This window comes from Rhizobium sp. Leaf341, from assembly GCF_001424325.1.
Taxonomy (GTDB): Bacteria; Pseudomonadota; Alphaproteobacteria; order Rhizobiales; family Rhizobiaceae; genus Ferranicluibacter.
This window is the reverse complement of the sequence record NZ_LMPE01000002.1, coordinates 140,816-160,768: the sequence shown is the minus strand read 5'-3', so window position 1 is coordinate 160,768 and position 19,953 is coordinate 140,816. Positions and strand designations below refer to the sequence as shown.

19 protein-coding genes are annotated in these 19,953 nt (G+C 61.4%); 9 read left to right on the top strand and 10 right to left on the bottom strand.

The features are described from left to right. The first annotated feature begins 7 nt into the window (after positions 1-7). The 3 genes from ASG03_RS00755 to ASG03_RS00745 all read left to right on the top strand — a co-directional run bounded on the left by ASG03_RS00755 (position 8) and on the right by ASG03_RS00745 (position 2,033). Positions 8-433, top strand: coding sequence for an RNA-binding S4 domain-containing protein (locus ASG03_RS00755; protein ID WP_062691496.1), 426 nt, complete (start codon positions 8-10; stop codon positions 431-433). Between the two features lie 301 nt (positions 434-734). After that, on the top strand, positions 735-1,073 hold the full coding sequence (fdxA, locus tag ASG03_RS00750; RefSeq protein ID WP_062477657.1) for a ferredoxin FdxA: 339 nt from the start codon (positions 735-737) through the stop codon (positions 1,071-1,073). A gap of 387 nt (positions 1,074-1,460) precedes the next feature. Next, a complete protein-coding gene (locus ASG03_RS00745) occupies positions 1,461-2,033 on the top strand; it encodes a CarD family transcriptional regulator (protein ID WP_062477660.1) in 573 nt (190 codons plus the stop codon). A gap of 328 nt (positions 2,034-2,361) precedes the next feature. On the opposite strand, the gene typA is transcribed toward ASG03_RS00745, so the two are convergent. Both typA and ASG03_RS00735 read right to left on the bottom strand, forming a co-directional pair. Further along, the gene (gene typA / locus ASG03_RS00740) at positions 2,362-4,188 is read right to left on the bottom strand and encodes a translational GTPase TypA (RefSeq protein WP_062477663.1); all 1,827 of its coding nucleotides are present in this window, start codon (positions 4,186-4,188) and stop codon (positions 2,362-2,364) included. A 134-nt stretch (positions 4,189-4,322) separates the two neighbouring features. Continuing rightward, entirely contained in the window at positions 4,323-6,410 is a 2,088-nt protein-coding gene (locus tag ASG03_RS00735; protein ID WP_062691762.1) for a M3 family metallopeptidase, read from the bottom strand. Positions 6,411-6,661: 251 nt separating this feature from the next. Here ASG03_RS00735 and ASG03_RS00730 point away from each other — a divergent pair, with 251 nt between their 5' ends. Both ASG03_RS00730 and ASG03_RS00725 read left to right on the top strand, forming a co-directional pair. Beyond that, positions 6,662-7,195 (top strand): MarR family winged helix-turn-helix transcriptional regulator, encoded by a 534-nt coding sequence (locus ASG03_RS00730; RefSeq protein ID WP_082475470.1) that lies wholly within the window; start codon positions 6,662-6,664, stop codon positions 7,193-7,195. 23 nt (positions 7,196-7,218) lie between these two features. Further along, positions 7,219-8,403 carry a multidrug effflux MFS transporter gene (locus ASG03_RS00725; protein ID WP_062477666.1) on the top strand — a complete coding sequence of 395 codons (1,185 nt, stop codon included), beginning with the start codon at positions 7,219-7,221 and terminating at the stop codon, positions 8,401-8,403. Positions 8,404-8,445: 42 nt separating this feature from the next. Here ASG03_RS00725 and ASG03_RS00720 read toward each other — a convergent pair whose 3' ends face one another. Further along, positions 8,446-9,663, bottom strand: coding sequence for an argininosuccinate synthase (locus tag ASG03_RS00720; protein ID WP_062691495.1), 1,218 nt, complete (start codon positions 9,661-9,663; stop codon positions 8,446-8,448). A 132-nt stretch (positions 9,664-9,795) separates the two neighbouring features. After that, positions 9,796-10,458 (bottom strand): thiaminase II, encoded by a 663-nt coding sequence (gene tenA / locus ASG03_RS00715; RefSeq protein ID WP_062691493.1) that lies wholly within the window; start codon positions 10,456-10,458, stop codon positions 9,796-9,798. 94 nt (positions 10,459-10,552) lie between these two features. Here tenA and ASG03_RS00710 point away from each other — a divergent pair, with 94 nt between their 5' ends. Next, entirely contained in the window at positions 10,553-11,194 is a 642-nt protein-coding gene (locus ASG03_RS00710; RefSeq protein ID WP_062691490.1) for a LysE family translocator, read from the top strand. Between the two features lie 40 nt (positions 11,195-11,234). On the opposite strand, the gene rlmN is transcribed toward ASG03_RS00710, so the two are convergent. Both rlmN and ASG03_RS00700 read right to left on the bottom strand, forming a co-directional pair. Next, complete coding sequence (rlmN, locus tag ASG03_RS00705; RefSeq protein WP_062691488.1) at positions 11,235-12,464, bottom strand: 23S rRNA (adenine(2503)-C(2))-methyltransferase RlmN; 1,230 nt, start codon at positions 12,462-12,464, stop codon at positions 11,235-11,237. A gap of 315 nt (positions 12,465-12,779) precedes the next feature. Then, positions 12,780-13,283 carry an invasion associated locus B family protein gene (locus tag ASG03_RS00700; protein WP_062478098.1) on the bottom strand — a complete coding sequence of 168 codons (504 nt, stop codon included), beginning with the start codon at positions 13,281-13,283 and terminating at the stop codon, positions 12,780-12,782. A gap of 479 nt (positions 13,284-13,762) precedes the next feature. Here ASG03_RS00700 and ASG03_RS00695 point away from each other — a divergent pair, with 479 nt between their 5' ends. Continuing rightward, positions 13,763-14,335, top strand: a complete 573-nt coding sequence (locus ASG03_RS00695; protein WP_062691486.1) for a sigma-70 family RNA polymerase sigma factor — start codon at positions 13,763-13,765, stop codon at positions 14,333-14,335. Positions 14,336-14,353: 18 nt separating this feature from the next. Here ASG03_RS00695 and ASG03_RS00690 read toward each other — a convergent pair whose 3' ends face one another. The 4 genes from ASG03_RS00690 to ASG03_RS00675 all read right to left on the bottom strand — a co-directional run bounded on the left by ASG03_RS00690 (position 14,354) and on the right by ASG03_RS00675 (position 16,616). Then, complete coding sequence (locus ASG03_RS00690; protein WP_062477685.1) at positions 14,354-14,734, bottom strand: YkvA family protein; 381 nt, start codon at positions 14,732-14,734, stop codon at positions 14,354-14,356. 142 nt (positions 14,735-14,876) lie between these two features. Beyond that, positions 14,877-15,185: a 4a-hydroxytetrahydrobiopterin dehydratase gene (locus tag ASG03_RS00685; protein ID WP_062691484.1), complete on the bottom strand. Its 309-nt coding sequence runs from the start codon at positions 15,183-15,185 to the stop codon at positions 14,877-14,879. After that, entirely contained in the window at positions 15,182-15,772 is a 591-nt protein-coding gene (gene thpR / locus ASG03_RS00680; protein WP_062691482.1) for an RNA 2',3'-cyclic phosphodiesterase, read from the bottom strand. Before thpR ends, ASG03_RS00685 begins: the two co-directional genes overlap by 4 nt. Before the next feature lie 208 nt (positions 15,773-15,980). Further along, entirely contained in the window at positions 15,981-16,616 is a 636-nt protein-coding gene (locus ASG03_RS00675) for an arylesterase (RefSeq protein WP_082475485.1), read from the bottom strand. Between the two features lie 62 nt (positions 16,617-16,678). Between ASG03_RS00675 and ASG03_RS00670 the strand changes: the two genes are divergently transcribed. Further along, positions 16,679-17,395: an ABC transporter ATP-binding protein gene (locus ASG03_RS00670; protein WP_062691480.1), complete on the top strand. Its 717-nt coding sequence runs from the start codon at positions 16,679-16,681 to the stop codon at positions 17,393-17,395. Positions 17,396-17,403: 8 nt separating this feature from the next. Continuing rightward, entirely contained in the window at positions 17,404-19,941 is a 2,538-nt protein-coding gene (locus tag ASG03_RS00665) for an ABC transporter permease (RefSeq protein ID WP_162241348.1), read from the top strand. The last annotated feature ends 12 nt before the right edge of the window (positions 19,942-19,953 follow it).

Here is a 19,953-nt window from a genome sequence, read left to right as displayed (position 1 = left end):
CAGCGTCATGGCCGAACCGGAGATCACGCCTGCAGAGGCTGTTTCCCGCCAGCGCCTCGATAAATGGCTCTTCTTCACACGGCTGACGAAGTCTCGCTCGATTGCCCAGAAGGCCATCGAGGGCGGCAAGGTTCTCGTCAACGCGCATCGCGTGACGCAGCCTTCGCATGCCGTGAAGGCTGGCGATGTCGTGGTGTTGTCTCTCGATCGCCGCGATATCACGGTGCGCATGCGCAGCGGCGGCAACCGACGGGGCCCCTATGAGGAAGCGCAAAAGCTTTATGACGACCTGACGCCGGTCCCTATTCCCGGAGAGCGCCTGACGCCTTTCGAGCAGGCCACGCGCGAGCCAGGCAGCGGCCGGCCGACCAAGCGGGAGCGCCGCGAGATCGACCGTTTGCAAGACGGGTGGGACAGCGGGGACGAGGAGTAAAATCGTCCGTTTTCAGGGCTGAGATCGGAACGTAAGAGCCTTGCAAAGGTTGGGCAAAGCCGTTACCTCACGCTACAACACCGGGAATGCCACGGGGCGCGGTGCGCTGAGGCCCGACGATCTGGGCCCATTTTGCGCAGGCGTTCGAGCAAATCCGGGCGACAGGCCGGCGCGGGCGTGCAACGTGCCATAGGAATTCTTCTGATGATCGGGTTCTCGCGAAGGGAACCGCAAGATCCTCGCTCATGCCAGGGCTTCCCAAGCGCCCCGGGTTCGAGACGAGAGCGACTGGAGTGAGAGCATGACCTACGTCGTCACCGACAATTGCATTCGCTGCAAGTACACCGACTGCGTCGAGGTGTGCCCGGTCGATTGCTTCTACGAGGGCGAGAATTTTCTGGTCATTCATCCGGACGAGTGCATCGACTGCGGTGTTTGCGAGCCCGAATGTCCGGCAGGCGCGATCAAGCCCGACACGGAGCCGGGCCTTGATATGTGGCTCCAGGTGAATGCCGAATTCTCGACGCAGTGGCCGAACATCACGATCAAACGCGAAGAGATGCCGGAAGCCAAGGAAATGGACGGCATTGAAGGGAAGTACGAAAAGTTCTTCTCGCCCAACCCGGGTCAGGGCGACTAAGCTCGCCGGAACGTGCTCCTGCAGTGCGTGATTCGAAAGCGGTCTTCCCCGCGAAACCAGCGCGCCGTTTTTAACGACATGCGGCGAAGCTTGCCTGTGGCTTAAGCAAAACATTGATTTCGACAGATTTTTGTGGTAGGGTTCACATACTGATCCACATCGTGGCATTTTTGCATGCCCGAAACCATCACGAAAGCAAATTCTCCTTCGCCACGGTTCATGTCTCCATGCAACGTCCGTTGCCTGTGTGTGATCTGTTTGCCGAAGCGTTTGAATTCGTTTGGTGCGTTTCAGTAAGGAGTGACCCGCAGGATGCCCGTCCATCCCGGGCCTGACTGACCCGACCCCGGCCCATGCCGGGAGCGTAACAGGGAGTTTTTGAAACGAATGACGACCCAGCAGAAAAAATCCTCCACGCGCCATGGCTTCAAAACCGGTGAATCGATTGTTTATCCGGCTCATGGTGTTGGACAAATCGTCGTTATTGAAGAGCAGGTTGTCGCCGGCATGTCGCTCGAACTCTTCGTGATCGATTTCGACAAGGACAAGATGCGCCTGAAGGTGCCGGTCGCCAAGGCCGTCAGCATCGGCATGCGCAAGCTGTCTGAGACGGATTTCGTCGAGCGTGCGTTGAAGGTCGTCCAGGGCAAGGCACGTGTCAAGCGGACCATGTGGTCGCGTCGTGCGCAGGAATATGATGCCAAGATCAATTCCGGCGACCTGATCGCCATCGCGGAAGTCGTTCGCGATCTGTACCGTGCGGAAAACCAGCCGGAGCAGTCCTATTCCGAACGGCAGCTTTATGAGGCCGCTCTCGACCGCATGGCGCGCGAAATTGCCGCCGTCAACAAGATGTCCGGCACCGAAGCCGTGCGCTTGGTCGAAGCAAACCTTGCCAAGGGTCCGAAGCGCGGCAAGACCGTCGAGGAAGACGAAGCTCAGGAAGAAGAAGCCGCATAACCGGCGCTGCATCTTTCTGTTCAAAAACCCTGCCTTGCGAAAGGCGGGGTTTTTTTATGCCGCTCACGAGGGGCAGGGATGCCGAACCGGTGTCTTGAGGTGCGCAGCGTCGATGCCCTGTCTGTCGTGTGACGGCCGTTGAAGGTGGGCGGCATGCAGCCGTTGTTGCGAGTACTTCATAAGCGCGTCGGGGCAAGCTGAAGCGATTGCGCCTGACGTCGAATCCGATCCTGGGCAACTGTGCCGCCACCATCGCGGCGTTGCACCCGCACAAAAAAGCCCCGCCTTTTGCAAGGCAGGGCTTCATGGTCAGGTCTTCGTCAACGCCTTATGCGGCGCCAGCCGTGCGGCTCTTTTCGAAGCGCTTGCGGTCGTTCGGGTCGAGATACATCTTGCGAAGACGGATCGACTTGGGGGTCACTTCCATCAGCTCGTCGTCCTGGATCCAGGACAGCGCGCGGTCGAGCGTCATGCGGATGGGCGGCGTGAGCTTCACGGCTTCATCCTTGCCGGCGGCGCGGATGTTCGTGAGCTGCTTGCCCTTGAGCACGTTGACCTCGAGGTCGTTGTCGCGCGAGTGAATGCCGATGATCATGCCGGCATAGACCTTCTCGCCGGGCTCGATGATCATCGGACCGCGATCTTCCAGGTTGAACATGGCGTAGGCCACGGCTTCGCCCGAGCCATTGGCAAGCAGCACGCCGTTGACGCGGCCGCCGATGGCGCCCTTGAAGGGCTGATAGTCGTGGAACAGGCGGTTCATGATCGCCGTGCCGCGTGTGTCGGTCAGAAGCTCCGACTGGTAGCCGATCAGGCCGCGCGTCGGAGCGTAGAAGCGCAGACGCAGACGGTTGCCGCCCGACGGACGCAGCTCGACCATTTCGGCCTTGCGCTCGGACATCTTCTGCACGACGACGCCGGAATGTTCCTCATCCACGTCGATGACGACTTCCTCGATCGGCTCCAGGAGCGTGCCGTCCTCGTCCTTGTGCATGACGACGCGCGGACGCGACACAGCCAGCTCGAAGCCCTCGCGACGCATGGTTTCGATCAGAACGGCGAGCTGCAATTCGCCGCGGCCGGAGACGTAGAACGAGTCCTTGCCCTCGGCTTCCTCGATCTTCAGCGCCACGTTGCCTTCGGCTTCCTTCAGCAGGCGGTCGCGAATGACGCGGCTTGTGACCTTGTCACCTTCGGTGCCGGCAAGCGGGCTGTCGTTGACGATGAACGACATGGTGACGGTCGGCGGATCGATCGGCTGTGCCTTCATCGGCTCGGTGACCGAGGGGTCGCAGAAGGTATCGGCAACCGTTCCCTTGGAAAGCCCGGCGATCGCGACAATGTCGCCCGCCTGGGCTTCTTCGATGGCCGTGCGCTCGATGCCGCGGAAAGCAAGAATCTTGGAAATACGGCCGGTTTCGACGAGCTTGCCGTCCTGGCCCAGAACCTTGACGGCCTGGTTCGGCTTGATCGTGCCGGATGCGATGCGGCCGGTGATGATGCGGCCGAGGAAGGGGTTAGCTTCCAGGATCGTGCCGATCAGACGGAAGGGGCCTTCTTCGACGGTCGGTTCGGGAACGTGCTTCAGCACGAGATCGAGAAGCGGTGCGAGACCCTCGTCCTTCGGGCCTTCCGGGTTGACGTTCATCCAGCCATCGCGGCCCGAGCCGTAGAGGATCGGGAAATCGAGCTGCTCGTCGGTGGCGTCGAGATTGGCAAAGAGGTCGAACACCTCGTTGATGACTTCCTCGTGGCGGCCGTCCGGGCGGTCGATCTTGTTGATGGCGACGATCGGACGGAGGCCGACTTTCAACGCCTTGGAGACCACGAACTTGGTCTGCGGCATCGGGCCTTCCGAGCTGTCGACCAGGACGATCGCGCCGTCCACCATCGACAGGATACGTTCGACTTCACCCCCAAAGTCGGCGTGGCCGGGCGTGTCGACGATGTTGATGCGAACACCCTTCCACTCGATCGAGGTCGCCTTGGCGAGAATGGTGATGCCGCGTTCTTTTTCGAGGTCGTTGGAGTCCATCATGCGCTCGACGGTGCGCTGGTTTTCGCGGAACGAGCCCGACTGCTTCAGAAGTTCGTCGACGAGGGTCGTTTTCCCATGGTCGACGTGTGCGATGATCGCGATATTGCGCATATTCATGATTTGGGTATCCGGGGGCTCGGGGCGTGTCTTGGGAACGCCGCAACTTCATTGCCCGGGCTCTTACATGTTTTTTTGCAAATGCGAAAGAGGGTGCCCGGCGCTCGGTTCAATGAGCGCCGGTTGAGGCCTTTTCAGGCGTCGCTGCCGGCCAGCGCCTCCATGACGCCCAAGCCCTTCTTCCGCAACATGGCTTCCGGGCTTGGCAGCTTGCCGCGGAATGCGGTGTAGGCGTCTTCGGGATCGATCGACCCGCCAACGGAATAGATATGATCGCGTAGCCGCTTTGCCATGGCGGGATCAAACGGATTTCCGGTTTCCTCGAAAGCGGCGAACGCATCGGCATCGAGCACTTCCGACCACATGTAGGAATAGTAGCCGGCCGAATATCCGTCGCCGGAGAAGATGTGCTGGAAGTGCGGCGAACGATGCCGCATCGTGATCGATTGCGGCATGCCGAGCCGATTGAGGACGGCTGCCTCGAATTCCGAGGGGTCGTCCACGCTCTCGGCCGTATGATAGGCCATGTCGACAAGAGCCGACGCGGTGAATTCGACCGTGTTGAAGCCGGAGTTGAAGGTGCGCGCTGCCATCACCTTGTCGAACAGGGCCTGTGGCATGGGTTCGCCCGTCGTCTCATGGACAGCATAGCGTTTCAGGATATCCGGCACCGTGAGCCAGTGCTCATAGAGCTGGGACGGGAGCTCGACGAAATCGCGCGAGACGCTTGTTCCGGACACGGACGGGTAGGTTACGTCCGACAGCATGCCGTGCAGACCGTGGCCGAACTCATGGAACAGCGTGCGGGCATCGTCGAGCGACAGGAGCGCCGGCTTGCCGTCGGCAGGCTTGGCGAAATTGCAGACATTGTAGATGATCGGCAGTTCACCCTTTGCGCCATTCGGCAGCGGCAGGCGATGCTGGGACTGGAAGGCGCTCATCCAGGCACCGGAGCGCTTCGATGCGCGAGCGAAATAATCCCCAAGGAAGAGCGCGACGAGCGTCCCGTCCGCATTGCGGATGTCGAAGACGCGGACATCGGGATGATAGCCCCGCACGCGTGGCTTTTCCGTGGCGGTGATGCCGAACAGCCGGTTCGCGACATCGAAGCAGGCTTCGATCATGCGATCGAGCTGGAGATAGGGCTTCAGCTCGCTTTCAGAGAAATTGAAACGCTCAGCACGAAGCTTCTCGGCATAGTGCCGCCAATCCCATGGCATGACCGGATGGTCGCGCCCTTCTCGGGCAATCAGCGTTGCGAGATCGTGCTCCTCCCGACGCGCCTTGGCCACGGCCTTGTCCCACACCGCGCTCAGGAGGCCGTTCACGACTTCCGGTGTCTTTGCCATGGTGTTGTCGAGCTTGAGGGCGGCATAGTTGTCGTAGCCGAGCAGCCTTGCCTTTTCGGCACGTAAAGACAGCGTTTCCCGGATAACCGCGCCATTGTCCGTCGCACCGCCGTTCTCGCCGCGGGACGACCAGGCGCGGAACGCCTTTTCGCGCAGATCGCGAACGTCGGAGAAGGTCAGGAAGGGCTCGATGATCGACCGGGAGAGGGTGACGGCATAGCCGCTCTCCGCGCCGCTGTCTCGCGCTGCCGACGCCATGGCATCACGCAGGAAGCCGGGAAGGCCTGCCAGATCCGCCTCGTCTGTCAGGATCAGCGACCAGCCCTTCTCGTCCGCCAAGACGTTCTGTCCGAAGGCCGCACCGAGGCCCGCAAGCCGCTCGTTGATGGCGGCAAGGCGCTCCTGCTCGGGCTTGGCGAGCTGCGCACCGGATTTGACGAAGCCTTTCCAATGTCGCTCGAGCACGCGCGCCTGTTCCAGGGACAGGCCAAGCGTTTCGCGCTTGTTCCACAGGGAATCGATTCGCGCGAAAAGGGCGGTGTCCATTCCGATCTTGGAATAGTGTCGCGACATCTTTGGTGCGATCTCGCGCTCCAAAGCCTGGATCGTCTTGTTGGTATGGGCACCGGCGCGGTTCCAGAAAAGCGCCGATACGCGAGACAGGCGATCGCCGGCGATTTCGAGAGCTGTGATGGTGTTTTCAAACGTCGGAGCATCCGGATGATGCGCGATGCCGGCAATTTCCGTCTCGTGCTCGGAAAGCGCTGCATCGAAGGCCGGTGCAAAATCGGTATCGTTGACCGCTTCGAAATGCGGCAGCCCGTTCGGGCCGATCCATTCTGTCAATGCGGGGTTCAGATCGGGGGTGGCCATCGTCAAATCCTTCAAGGCGTGGTCTGTGATCATGGAATGCCGCGGGTCGGCGAACCAGCGTTCGTGGCGAAAGAGGTAGCATTGCTATAGGGCGGCTTGCAAAGCCGGGCTCAAAGAAGCAATTGCTTGTAAGCCCATTGAATGATAAGCAATGCTTATTGCATGTATTCTGAAACAGGAATGGATCCAGCGCGTTATGCCGCGGCGATCATCGCCTGTCACCCCACACGGCGGCGCATTACGGAGATTTCATGACCGTCCGACTGGAAGCCGACACTGTCGGCATGCTTCTCACCGATGTTTCCCGTTTGCTGCGCAGTGCATTCGACCGGCGGATCAATGCCGCCAATCTCGGGGTAACCCCCGGTGAGGCACGCGCTCTCATCCAAGTGGCAGTCAACCAGCGCATCAAGCAAGCCGACATTGCCGTCCGCATGGGCATCGAGCCGATGACGCTTTCGACGTATCTTGATCGGCTCGAGGCGCTGGGCTTCGTGGAGCGAATCCCCGATCCGTCGGATCGGCGCGCAAAGAACGTGGTAGCGACGCCGGCGGCCGATGGCGTGCTGTTGGATATCCGCACGCATGTTCGTGCGCTGATGGACGAGGTCACCGCCGGCCACGATGCCGCGGAGCTTGAAATTCTGAGGCGCAGCCTTAAGATGATGCGAGATAACCTGCACGATCTCGATCGCAATCTGACGCCATCCTCCGGGACGGGAGCAGCACCGGCAGGCGAGGACGTACCAGCGAACATCTTCCGGGCGGCTGATCGAAAAAATTGATGAGCCGAGCGACACGGGGACGCATGAGCGAGCGTCGGACCAGCATTCTCGGCGCGTTGCTGGCGACGCTGGGCCCGATTTCCATGTCCATCTACACGCCGGCCATGCCGCAGCTGGTAAGCGCCTTTTCCAGCACCGAGTCGATGATCAAGATGACGTTGACCGTCTATTTCGCCGGCTTCTCGGTGGCGCAGCTCGTATCCGGGCCGTTCTCGGATGCGTTCGGGCGGCGAACTGCGACCCTGCTCTTTGTCGGCATCAATGCGATTGGAGGCCTCGTCTGCATCTTTTCGCCGGATGTCACATGGCTACTCGGCGGGCGGCTGGTGCAGGGTATCGGCGCATCCGTCGGCATTACGGTGGCGCGCGCCGTCGTGCGGGATCAGTTCAAAGGCGCCGAGGCGTCGCGCATCATGAACCTCATCGGGATCATGCTTGCCATCGGTCCGGCGACAGCGCCTGCGATCGGCGGGCTGTTGCTTGGCGCTTTCGGGTGGCACGCTATTTTTCTTGCGTTGATCGGCTTTTCTCTGGCGATCATCGTCTCCGTGCTTGTTTTCATGCGGGAAACAGGACGACCGGATCCGGCCCTCGCGACGCCGAGACGGGTCGTCGCGTCCTATCTGGAGGTGCTCGGCGATCTCCGGTTTATCGCGGCCACGGCTGTGCTCGGCGGATCGATCGGTTCGCTCTATGCGCAGGCGACCCTGCTGCCCTTCATCCTGATCGACCAGGTCGGTCTGTCTCCCACCGCCTTTGGCGTCGGCATGCTGATGCAATCCGGGTTCTATTTTCTCGGATCGGTCTGCCTTCGGTTGACCTCAGCCCGGCTTGCAGGCGAGCGTTCCGTGCAGGTAGGCTTGGCGATGCTGGCCTCGGGCGGCATGCTGATCGCGCTCTCGACCCACCTGCTGCCGCCGACCTATCTGTCGGTCATGGCACCTGTCGCCTTCTCGAGCTTCGGCATCGCATTCCTGACGCCGCACATGACGACGGCCGCACTTCAGTCGTTCCCGCACATTGCGGGTTCCGCCTCCGCCATGCTCGGCTTCATTCAGATGGCGAGCGGGTTTCTCGGAGGACTGGCAGCCGCGCGCATCGGCGCGCCGCTGGTCGCTTTCGGTACGATCATACCTTTGATGTGTCTTTGCGCCGTCGCAGCTTATCTGGTCTTTCTGCGCATGACGCAGATATCGGTCGCAACGTGATCGCCAGAGCGGCCGGTTTCCCGACCGTTCCGGCGTTGTCGTTTATCGGTTGCGGGCCGCCAGAGTGCGCAGGCGCAATGCGTTGAGCTTGATGAAGCCGGCAGCATCCTTCTGGTCGTAGGCACCCTGGTCGTCCTCGAACGTGACGAGCTTGTCGGAGTAGAGCGACTTTTCGCTTGTCCGTCCGATGACCATGACATTGCCCTTGTAGAGCTTCAGCGTCACTTCGCCTTCCACATGCTCCTGGCTCTTGTCGATCAGGGCCTGCAACATGTCGCGTTCGGGCGAGAACCAGAAGCCGTAATAGATCAGCTCGGCGTAGCGCGGCATGATCTCGTCCTTGAGGTGTGCAGCACCCCGGTCGAGCGTGATGCTTTCGATGGCGCGGTGCGCCGTCAAAAGAATGGTACCGCCGGGCGTCTCGTAGATGCCACGCGACTTCATGCCGACGAAGCGGTTTTCCACGAGGTCGAGACGGCCGATGCCATTGTCGCGGCCGAGCGCGTTGAGCGCGGTGAGGATCGAGGCCGGGCTCATCTCCTTGCCGTCGATCGAAACGGCGTCGCCCTTGCGGAAGCCGATCTTGACGGTGGTCGCCACATCTGGCGCCTCTTCCGGCGAGATGGTGCGCATGTACACGTAGTTCGGTGCTTCCTGCGCCGGATCCTCGAGCACCTTTCCTTCGGACGAGGAGTGCAAAAGGTTTGCATCGACGGAGAAGGGAGCTTCCCCCTTCTTGTCCTTGGCCACGGGAATCTGATGCTTCTCGGCAAATTCCAAAAGGTCGGTGCGGCTCTTGAACGACCAGTCGCGCCAGGGCGCGATGATCTTGATGTCGGGATTGAGCGCATAGGCCGAAAGCTCGAAGCGGACCTGGTCGTTGCCCTTGCCGGTCGCGCCGTGCGCGATCGCATCGGCACCGGTTTCCCGGGCGATTTCGATCAGATGCTTGGAGATCAGCGGACGTGCGATCGAGGTGCCGAGCAGATAGACCCCTTCATAGACGGCATTGGCGCGAAACATCGGGAAGACGAAGTCGCGCACGAACTCCTCGCGGACATCCTTGATGTAGATGTCCTTGATGCCCATCATTTCGGCCTTCTTCCGTGCCGGCTCCAGTTCCTCGCCCTGGCCGAGATCGGCGGTGAACGTCACGACCTCCGCGCCGAGTTCCGTCTGCAGCCATTTGAGGATGATGGATGTGTCGAGCCCGCCGGAGTAAGCGAGCACGACCTTCTTGACGTCTTTGGGAAGTGCCATGGTGATCCGATCCGTCTGATGTAGCGGCGGCAGGATGCGCCGTATCTCTTGGAAATGGCGGAACTCTTACTGCATATTCCGGAAATCCGAAATCCCGCACCGGGAGAAATTCGCAGCGCCGCGGGACGCTTGTCAGGTACGGTCGAGACCCATCTGCCAGAAGTCTGCCTCCAGCCGGGTCGCCTCGCCGAATATTTTCGAGAGGCGATCGACCGCACGATCATCAAGCCCCGCGAGCTGGTGGTCGAGCCAGCGGATCTCGCTTTCCAAAAGCGTCTGATATTCGGGGCTCCCATACACGGCGATCCAGGCGGTGTAGGGGTTCCCTTCGGTTTTCAGGAACGGTTGCGCCTGAAGCCAGAGTGCGATGTCGCCATAGCCGATGATGCAGGGTGCCAGCGCCACATGCAGGTCGAGTAAGTCTCCGTGCAGCCCCGTTTCGAGAACATAGTCCGTATAGGCAAGCGTCGCGGCCGATGGCGAGACCTCGGCAAGGGATGTTTCCGAAATGCCCCATTCGGCGCAATAGCCGACGTGCAGACCGATCTCGACGTCGACAATGGCCTTCAAGCTGTCCAACCCTTGCCGGATCTCCTGAAGATCTCGGCTCTTGTAGACGGCAAGGCCCCAGGCGCGGGCGAACTGGACGAGGAAGAGATAATCCTGCTTGAGATAGTGGCGGAAGCTCTCCTCCGACAATGTGCCATCCCCCAGGCAGCGGACGAAGGGATGCTCGCAGTAAGCCTGCCATCCCTTGATGTTTCGGCTCTTCAGGCTTTGGAAAGACGATGTCATCAGGAGCCTTCACGTCGAGATTGCGGGTTCTTGCCTTGCCAAGGAATAGCTGCAAAAGCTGAGGAAGCACAGAACCGTTCTGCGAGACGATGCCATGGACCTCATCCCCAGCCTGCCAACCCTCCTGGCCTTCGCCGCGGCGAGCCTCCTGCTTGCGATCACACCCGGACCGGACATGACGCTCTGGATCAGCCGCGCGCTCTCGCAAGGGAGAGCGGCGGCTTTTCAGGTCAGTCTGGGCACCAATCTCGGTTGTCTGGTGCACACATTTCTCGTCGCCTTCGGGGTCTCGGCGCTCGTCACCGCATCGCCCACCGCCTTCTTCGTCCTGAAAACGGGCGGTGCGGCCTATCTGCTCTACATCGCCGTTCAGGCCGTCCGGTTCGGGTCGAGCCTTTCGGTAAAGCGTCTTGCGGCCCCCAAGGCGTCGGCCATGACGAACGTCCTGTCCGGCCTGTCGGTCAATCTTCTCAATCCCAAGGTCATCATCTTCTTCATGACCTTCCTGCCGCAATTCGTGACGGCCGGAGATCCGAACATCCGAACGAAGCTGATCGTGCTCGGATTGGTTCTGATCGGTGTTTCGCTGCCGATCAATATTGCGGTCGTGCTCATGGCGGACCGCCTTTCGGGATGGCTTCAGGCGCGCCCGGGCGTCATGCGCACCATCGACTACGTCTTTGCCGGGGTGTTTTCACTGTTTGCCGTGAAGATCGTTCTGACGCAGGCCCGCTGAGCGGCGTCCCCCTTCGTTTGCCCAGTGTCGATCCGGCGCCTCAATCGTCGGCGCCGTGATTTGCGATCATCATCGCTTCGAAGGCCATGCGATCGACCTTTCTCATGCGCTCGGACTCCGACTTCAACTGACCGCAGGCGGCGAGGATATCGCGGCCGCGCGGTGTGCGAATGGGTGAGGCATAGCCGGCGGCATTGATGAAATCCGCAAACTTTTCGATCTGGTCCCAGGAAGAGCACTGGTAGTTCGTGCCGGGCCAGGGGTTGAACGGGATCAGGTTGATCTTGGCCGGCACGCCCTTCAAGAGCTTCACGAGTTCCTTGGCGTCCTCGAGGCTGTCGTTGACGCCTTCCAGCATCACATATTCGAACGTGATCCGGCGGGCATTGGACAGCCCCGGATAGGCGCGGCACGCCTCCATCAACGCCTTGAGCGGATACTTCTTGTTGATCGGCACCAGCATGTCGCGCAGATCGTCGCGCACGGCGTGGAGCGAGATCGCCAGCATGACGCCGATTTCCTCGCCGGTGCGATAGATTTCCGGCACGATGCCGGAGGTCGACAGCGTCACACGTCGCTTCGACAGAGACAGGCCGTCGCCATCTGTCGCGATCAAAAGCGCGGTCTTGACGCTTTCGAAATTGTAGAGCGGCTCGCCCATGCCCATCATCACGACGTTGGAGACTTTGCGGCCTTCGGCGGGTGCGATCGTGCCGGGCGGGGTGTCGCGGTCCGGGAAATCACCCAGACGGTCGCGGGCCAGCAAGAGCTGGGCGAGAATCTCTTCAGCGGTGAGATTGCGCACGAGTTTCTGCGTGCCGGTATGGCAAAACGAACAGGTCAGCGTGCAGCCAACCTGGCTGGAGATGCAGAGCGTTCCCCTGCCTTCCTCGGGAATATAGACTGTTTCGATCTCGACCGGGCGACCAGCGCCGCGCGCAGGAAACCGCAGAAGCCATTTCCGGGTCCCGTCGGTGGAGATCTGCTCCTCGACGACCTCGGGCCGCGCAATCGTGAAATGTTGCTTCAACATCTCCCGCATGTCCTTGGAGACGTTCGTCATATGGTCAAAGTCGGAGACGCCGCGAACATAGAGCCAGTGCCAGAGTTGGCTGACCCGCATCTTCACCTGCCGCTCGGGAACGCCCACCTCGGCCAGCGCCTTGCCCATCTCGTCGCGGGTCAGGCCGATCAGGGAGGGCATTTCCGCGAGCGCAGGCGCACGGGCGGCAGGGCGAGCGGGACGGTCGAGGGAAAGGATATCGGTCATAACACAATGTTCCTGTCGCAGCTCTGCCCGCAACGCCGAACGGTTCCCTTCGATGCTGCGTAGGGACGGAATGGCGGAACGGGAGCAGGCTATATCCGGCGCACGGGGAGCGTCTCACCCGTGCTGCATGTCATTGCCGCGGCGTCTAGCATGATTTTGGCCGGGCGTCACCTCCCGCATCAAAAGGCGTGCTGTGCCGCGCTTTAGGTCTTGTTGTGATGCATGTCGTTTCCCGACTTTCGGGCGACATGCATGAGGCCGAAACGACGAAGGCCGGCAAAGCCGGCCTTCGAGCGATATGCCTTTTCGAGACGCTTACTTGCAGCTCTCGATCTGCTTCAGCGCAGCGGAAATCCCGGAAAGCGAATAGGAATAGTTGGTCTGTGTGCCCTTGCGCGACTTTGCGACGACGGACATGGCCTTGCCCACCTTCATCGCCGCAACCAGAGCCGGCTCTTCTGCGGCATTTTCGACCCAGGCCGAATTGCCCTTCGTAAACAGCGTGAAGTTCTTGGCGTCGATCGTGACAATGACCTTGGAGTTTTCCTGGAGCGCGTAGCCCATCATGGCCTGCGGCTCGTAGGAGATGTTCTGGCCCGGTCGCTGGGAAACCAGGAAGAAGATGTCGCCGTGATCGACATTGGCCGGGCTCTTCTCCTTCGGAACGGACAGGACGTAGCAGACCTTGGACTTGCCCGACTGGTAGGAATAGGCACCCCACGCATTGAACTGCTGGATGCGTGTCGGAGACTGCGCCGAAGCGATGCCTGCGCCGGCGAGTAGGAGTGCGAGTGCGGTTGAGAGCTGTCTTACAAACATCTTGTCCTGCCGGTTGTCTTGCTGCCAGCGCCCGTAAATTGTCGGGCGATGCATGGTCGCGATTACGATTATTGTGACTTCATTCAGGTTACCAAACCGTCAACACCACAGGAATAAGGCAGGAGCGTGCAGAAAGAGATCGGCTGACAAATCCCATCACCTCGACGTCGAAGGCTCCACCTTGGACGCTTGCCCATCTTCCTTCTCGCCGCCGCCCCTCTCTGGATGTCCCCTGCAGACGGCCTGCTTGTTCTTTCGGTGCGCACTTCCCGATCCGCTGTCGAACCTGGGGCGCGAAGCTGTCAAAGCGTTGAAAACTGGTTGGTAAACGACGGAAGAACGTCTGATTTCATGTGAAATCAACTCTAATGACCGCTAATGTCACAAAGAATCGGGCAACAGTTTGACGTTTACCGAATGAGCTTTACCTGTTGTTTCACCAACACCGGATCTTGGGCGCGGAGGCCCTGAAAGCAGGCATGACAGGGGACGCGAGACAGCATTTCGCAGGGCTGGCGGATGCCGTCGCGAAAAAGCGGGACCAGGCCGCTTTCGCCGAACTGTTTCATTTTTTTGCACCTCGCCTGAAATCCTTCCTGCTGCGACAGAATACGCCTGCCAACGAAGCGGAAGAGATCGTGCAGGAAGTCATGATCGTTCTCTGGCACAAGGCCGATCTCTACGATGCCGAAAAATCCTCGCTCTCCACGTGGCTCTTCCGAATTGCGCGGAACCGGCGGATCGACGCCGCACGGCGGCAGCTGACGCGCAAGCTGGACGAGAAAGATCCGCTCCTTCTGCCATCCGCGCCACCGGCGCCGGACGAGTTCGTGCAGAGCGGAGATCGGGAGGACGTGGTGCGCGCGGCGCTCGCCAAGCTTCCGAGCGAACAGGTGAAGCTGATCCAGCTCGCTTTCTTCTTCGGCCAGTCGCATTCCGAGATTGCCGCTTCGACGGGATTACCCTTGGGAACCGTGAAATCGCGGATCAGGCTTGCCTTCGGGAAGCTGCGCACACTTCTTCAGAATGACGGCTTCAACGGTTCGGATTAAGCGAACGACCGGAGCCCGTCAGGCCGCGAGGCCTTCTTCGCCAAGTGCTGTATCGGCCTTGACGTAGTGGTCTTCCTTGATCTGCCCGCTGATGGCGGCAAAGGCCGCGGTCAGGACGGCAATATCGTCAGAGAAGCCCACCACGGCAAGGACGTCCGGAAGGACGTCGAAGGGCATGACGAAATAAGCCAGAGCTCCAAGCAGGATACCGCGCGTGCGCAGCGGCGTTGCGGGATCCATCGCGCAAAAATAGGCCGCAACCAGATCCCGACTGAAGGGAACCTGACGGACCGCCCGTTTGAGGGTCGGCCAGAACCGCCGACGGACCTTCTGCGCCTTGGCTTCCTGCTCGCTGCGATCGCCCGGCAGTAGGATTTCCCCGATCTTCACGTCGTCCATCGTCCTGTCCGCCTTCATGCGCCTCACCCGCCTTTCTCTCTTCCCGTGCTCGGGAACGTGTCTAGGCCTGATATGGGAAAGCATTGCGGCAATTCAAACAGCGGTCATGTCCAACAGCTGGTGCCAGTGGTCGGAGCAGTCGTCAGGCGTGCGCGGACGAAGCCGCCTTTTCCATGCGCGCAGCCAGAGCGAGGTCGAGGGCCGTCACGCCCTTGGCGCTATGAGTCGTCAACGTCACCTCGACACGGTTGTAGACGTTGAACCATTCCGGGTGATGATCGAGCTTTTCGGCCGCGAGTGCGCTCTGGCTCATGAAGCCGAACGCCTCGACGAAAGAGGAAAACCGGTAGCTCTTCGTGATCGACAGGCCGTCTGCAGACAGGGACCAACCTGCGAGATCGGCGAGACCCGACGCTATGTCCTCGGGGGCCAGTCTGTCCCGCTCCGTCATAGCAGACCCTTGGGCATATGTTCCTCACCCCTTGCCGGACCGGCGAGCCGCGGTTCGTGGAGCTGGAAAACCTCTTCGGTAAGATAAGGTCCGCCGCCCACCGAATCGCGCGACGACAGAAGAACAAAGCGCGAGACCGTGAAGGGCGTGGTGTGAAAGCCGCCGCGGCCGGAGAGGTAATGCACCACATCGTCGACACGCGAGGAACGCAGCCGGGCCAGCGTGACGTGCGGCGTGAACTTTCGGGGATCGGCAGCAAGGCCCAGGCGCTGACATATGCGTTCGATCTCCGCCTGCAGGGCGATCAATTCGGGTGGATTGGAGACGCCTGCCCAGACCGAATGCGGCTTCTTCGAACCGAAGGCGCCGGTCCCTGTCAGCTGGATGTCGAACTCCGGTCGCTCGATCCGGTCGAGGCGATCGACCACTTCGTCGGCCGTCCGGTTGTCGACATCGCCGATGAAGCGCAGGGTAATGTGATAGTTTTCGACGTCGATCCAGCGCGCGCCCGGAAGACCTCCGCGCAGGAGGGACAGGCTCATCGCCGCATTGCGCGGGATTTCGAGGGCGGTAAACAGTCTCGGCATGACGAGCTCCCCGAATCTTGCAGACCTTCCTGCAGACGTCCCAGCCGACCACGACGCGTGCCGTCTAGCAACTACAAATTCGCACCCGCAATATTTGTCCAACGCTCATTGCTGATCGCCGAACCTTAGCACGCGCTGGCCGGCAGCAGACGGCAGGCGCGCAATCCTCGCGACAGGCACCCGTCCGGCACGCTTTTGGATGCCCGGCTTATTTCGGCAGTTCCTGGACGAACGTTTCGACCAAGGGCAGGATCCGGTCCACGATGATGCCGACGCCCTTGGGGTTCGGATGCATGCCGTCCTCAATCTTAAGGTTGGCATCCTCGACCACGCCGTCCAGGAAAAAGGGATAAAGTGGAATGCCATAGGTCTTGGCAAGATCGGGATAGATCGGGTTGAAACGCTCGGCATAGTCGCCGCCCATGTTCGGCGGTGCGAGCATCCCGACGAGAAGCACGCCGATGCCACGCGCCTTGAGCTTCTCGATCATCGCCACGAGGTTCTTCCGGCTCTCTTCGGGCGGAATGCCCCGCAATGCATCGTTGGCGCCGAGTTCGAGGATCACACCCTTCGTGCCGTCGGGGACGGACCAGTCGATCCGCGCGAGGCCGCCCGACGTCGTGTCACCAGACACCCCGGCATTGGAGATCGACACATCGATGCCCTTGTCGCGCAGCGCTTTTTCCAGTCGGGCCGGGAAGGCGTCAGCCGGCGGGAGCTGGTAGCCGGCCATCAGGCTATCCCCGAAGCCGACGATTTCGATGGGCGCAGCTCGGAGCGGACACGCCACGATCAAACCTGCGAGAGCAGCCAGGAAAAGCGTCCTGAAACCTTTCATTCGCATCATGTCGCTCCTAAATCGGATGTGAGCAATTGCAGCATGACCCAGATATAGGGCGGACAAGCGTGGCAAAAACCATGATCGAACTGAAAAATGCGGATCTGACCCTCGGGCAGGCCGCGGCGTCCGTCCACGTGCTGAAAGGGATGAGCCTCCAAATTGATGCCGGGCAATCGGTTGGCATCGTCGGTCCCTCCGGGTCCGGCAAATCGACCCTGCTGATGGTCCTTGCCGGCCTGGAGCGCCTCGACAAGGGCGAGATCGTCATCGACGGGACGCCGCTTCACGGGCTCAGCGAAGATCGGGTGGCCGATTTTCGCGGACGCAACATCGGAATCGTCTTCCAGTCTTTTCATCTCATCCCCAACATGACGGCGCTCGAGAACGTGGCCGTGCCGCTGGAGCTTGCCAATGTGCGCGATGCCTTCGACATCGCCCGCCGCGAGTTGACATCGGTTGGGCTCGGTGAGCGGCTCACGCATTATCCCGGCCAGCTCTCCGGCGGCGAACAGCAGCGCGTCGCCATTGCAAGGGCTCTTGCGCCATCACCGAAACTGCTGATCGCCGACGAGCCGACCGGCAATCTCGATACGGAGACGGGCCGCCAGATTGCCGACCTGATCTTTACGAAACAGGCCGAGCGCAACATGACGTTGATCCTCGTGACCCACGACAACAGCCTTGCTGCCCGCTGCTCGCGGCAGATCAAGGTGCGGTCCGGCACCATCGTCGATGACGGACGGCTGACGGCTGCTCCCGCGCCGTCAGCAGTTTCGGCATGAGGGCGTCAATGCACCTGCCCAACGTCTCGCTTGCCCTGCGGCTGGCATTGCGGGAAATGCGTGGCGGCCTATCCGGCTTCTACATCTTTCTTGCCTGCATTGCGCTGGGAACGGCCGCGATCGCCGGGGTCAACTCGCTGTCCCAGGCCATTACGGGGTCCATCGCGTCGCAGGGACAGTCGCTTCTGGCCGGAGATCTGAGGTTCGAGCTCAACAATCGCCTGGCCAATGCCGAAGAAACATCCTTTCTGGACAGCGCCGGCACTGTTTCCCTGACCTCGGGCCTGCGCTCCATGGCGCGGCTCGCCGATGGCTCGAACCAGGCTTTGGTGGAATTGAAGGCGGTCGATTTCGCCTATCCTCTTTACGGTGCCGTGGAGAGCGAACCCCAGGCGCCGCTTGCCGTGCTCCTGGCGGCTGAAAATGGAACCTTTGGGGCTCTTGCGGCTCCCCTGCTTCTGGAGCGTCTCGGCGTCAAGACGGGCGATACGCTGCTGATCGGGAATGTCCGGCTCAGGATCACGGGCACGCTGGTGCGCGAGCCGGACGCGCTTTCCGACGGCTTCGGATTTGCCCCGCGGCTGATGGTGTCACAGGCGGCGCTGTCGGCCAGCGGGCTGGTGCAGACCGGAAGTCTGGTCGAGCACGCCTACAAGGTCCGTCTTGCCGATCCGACCGGGGTGCCGGCCGTCCGCAGCCAGGCAGAGCAGCAGTTTCCGCAGGCCGGCTGGTCGATCCGTTCCAGCCAGAATGCTGCGCCATCGCTGACGGCCAACATCACGCGCTTTTCGCAATTTCTCACGCTGGTCGGGCTGACGGCGCTGATTGTCGGCGGTGTCGGGGTCGCCAACGCGGTCCGAGCCTATCTCGATTCAAAGCGCGGCGTCATCGCGGCATTCAAGTGCCTCGGCGCGCCCGGCGCTCTCGTGTCCACCATCTATCTTATCCAGATCCTGTTGATCGCGATGTTCGGCATCGTCCTCGGGCTTGTCGTCGGCGCCATCATTCCCCTGGTTGCTGCTCACTTTCTTGCCGACGTCCTGCCGATCTCCACGGATTTCCGGATTTACCCGTCTGCCCTCGGGCTTGCCGCTGTGTTCGGCCTGCTCACGGCGCTGGCCTTTGCGTGCCTGCCGCTCGGTCGTGCCCGCAGCGTGCCGGCAACCGCGCTCTTCCGCAATCAGGACTTCGATCGGAGCCGCTGGCCGACCTGGCCCTATCTCCTGGCCGCAGCCCTCAGCCTTGCGGCCCTTGGCGGCCTTGCCATCTTCACGGCCTATGACCGGACGATCTCGCTCGTGTTCCTCGGCGCCATCGCGTTTTCCTTCGTTGTGCTGCGGGGCGTCTCCGTGCTGGTCGCCGGCCTTGCACGGCGCAGCCCAAGGGTTTCGTCGCCGGCCCTGCGGCTTGCTATCGGAAATATCCATCGGCCGGGGGCGCTGACGCCCTCCGTCGTTCTCTCGCTCGGCCTTGGGCTGGCACTGCTGGTCACGCTGGCCCTGATCGATGGAAACCTGCGGCGTGAATTGACCGGCAACCTGCCGGAACGGGCGCCGAACTTCTTCTTCGTCGATATCCAGGGAAGCGAAATCGAGGGCTTCCGCTCGCTGCTCAACACGGCGCTGCCTGGCGGCAAGGTGATCGAGGTTCCGATGCTGCGCGGACGTATTCTCGCCTTCAACGGCGAGGATGTTGCCAAACGCGAGGTTGCGCCGGCCGGGCGCTGGGTTTTGCGAGGCGACCGCGGCATCACCTACGCCAGGAACCTGCCGGAAAATTCGCGTCTCGTCGAAGGCCAGTGGTGGCCGGATGGCTATAGCGGCGAGCCGCTTGTTTCGTTCTCCGAGCAGGAAGCACGGGAGTTGAACCTCAAGATCGGAGATACCGTCACGGTCAACGTGCTGGGACGCAATATCACGGCGCGCATTTCCAACTTCCGCACGGTCGAATGGGAATCCCTCTCGATCAACTTCGTCATGGTGTTTTCGCCCAACACATTCGCCGGGGCGCCGCATGCCTGGCTCGCCACGGTCATCGATCCCTCGGCCACCGCCGAGCAGGAGGCGGCGGCCCTGCGCCAGATCACCAACACCTATCCGACCATCACCAGCGTCCGGGTGAAAGACGCGCTCGACATCGTCAACGGCCTGCTGGGTCAACTGGCGACTGCCATCCGGGCGGCTGCCGGCGTCGCGCTCGTCGCCTCGGTTCTCGTGCTGTCAGGTGCGCTTGCGGCGGGCAACCGTGCCCGCGTTCATGACGCGGTGGTGCTGAAGACGCTGGGGGCGACCCGCGCGACGCTGATCCGGGCGTTCTGCTACGAATACGCAATCCTCGGCCTGTCCACCGCTGTCTTTGCGCTTCTGGCCGGAGGGGTCGCGGCATGGTTCGTGGTGGCACGCATCATGACGCTGCCATCATCGTTCCTCCCGGATGTGGCGGTTCTGACGATCGTGGTGGCCCTCGTCATGACGGTCGGCATTGGCCTTTTGGGAACATGGCGCGTGCTCGGGCAGAAAGCCGCGCCGATCCTGCGCGACCTGTAGAGTGCTCGTCGG

Coding starts and splice junctions, on each gene's coding strand:
- ASG03_RS00755 (WP_062691496.1), top strand. CDS start 8: ATGGCCGAACCGGAGATCACGCCTGCAGAGGCTGTTTCCCGCCAGCGC.
- fdxA (WP_062477657.1), top strand. CDS start 735: ATGACCTACGTCGTCACCGACAATTGCATTCGCTGCAAGTACACCGAC.
- ASG03_RS00745 (WP_062477660.1), top strand. CDS start 1,461: ATGACGACCCAGCAGAAAAAATCCTCCACGCGCCATGGCTTCAAAACC.
- typA (WP_062477663.1), bottom strand. CDS start 4,188: ATGAATATGCGCAATATCGCGATCATCGCACACGTCGACCATGGGAAA.
- ASG03_RS00735 (WP_062691762.1), bottom strand. CDS start 6,410: ATGGCCACCCCCGATCTGAACCCCGCATTGACAGAATGGATCGGCCCG.
- ASG03_RS00730 (WP_082475470.1), top strand. CDS start 6,662: ATGACCGTCCGACTGGAAGCCGACACTGTCGGCATGCTTCTCACCGAT.
- ASG03_RS00725 (WP_062477666.1), top strand. CDS start 7,219: ATGAGCGAGCGTCGGACCAGCATTCTCGGCGCGTTGCTGGCGACGCTG.
- ASG03_RS00720 (WP_062691495.1), bottom strand. CDS start 9,663: ATGGCACTTCCCAAAGACGTCAAGAAGGTCGTGCTCGCTTACTCCGGC.
- tenA (WP_062691493.1), bottom strand. CDS start 10,458: ATGACATCGTCTTTCCAAAGCCTGAAGAGCCGAAACATCAAGGGATGG.
- ASG03_RS00710 (WP_062691490.1), top strand. CDS start 10,553: ATGGACCTCATCCCCAGCCTGCCAACCCTCCTGGCCTTCGCCGCGGCG.
- rlmN (WP_062691488.1), bottom strand. CDS start 12,464: ATGACCGATATCCTTTCCCTCGACCGTCCCGCTCGCCCTGCCGCCCGT.
- ASG03_RS00700 (WP_062478098.1), bottom strand. CDS start 13,283: ATGTTTGTAAGACAGCTCTCAACCGCACTCGCACTCCTACTCGCCGGC.
- ASG03_RS00695 (WP_062691486.1), top strand. CDS start 13,763: ATGACAGGGGACGCGAGACAGCATTTCGCAGGGCTGGCGGATGCCGTC.
- ASG03_RS00690 (WP_062477685.1), bottom strand. CDS start 14,734: ATGGACGACGTGAAGATCGGGGAAATCCTACTGCCGGGCGATCGCAGC.
- ASG03_RS00685 (WP_062691484.1), bottom strand. CDS start 15,185: ATGACGGAGCGGGACAGACTGGCCCCCGAGGACATAGCGTCGGGTCTC.
- thpR (WP_062691482.1), bottom strand. CDS start 15,772: ATGCCGAGACTGTTTACCGCCCTCGAAATCCCGCGCAATGCGGCGATG.
- ASG03_RS00675 (WP_082475485.1), bottom strand. CDS start 16,616: ATGCGAATGAAAGGTTTCAGGACGCTTTTCCTGGCTGCTCTCGCAGGT.
- ASG03_RS00665 (WP_162241348.1), top strand. CDS start 17,404: ATGCACCTGCCCAACGTCTCGCTTGCCCTGCGGCTGGCATTGCGGGAA.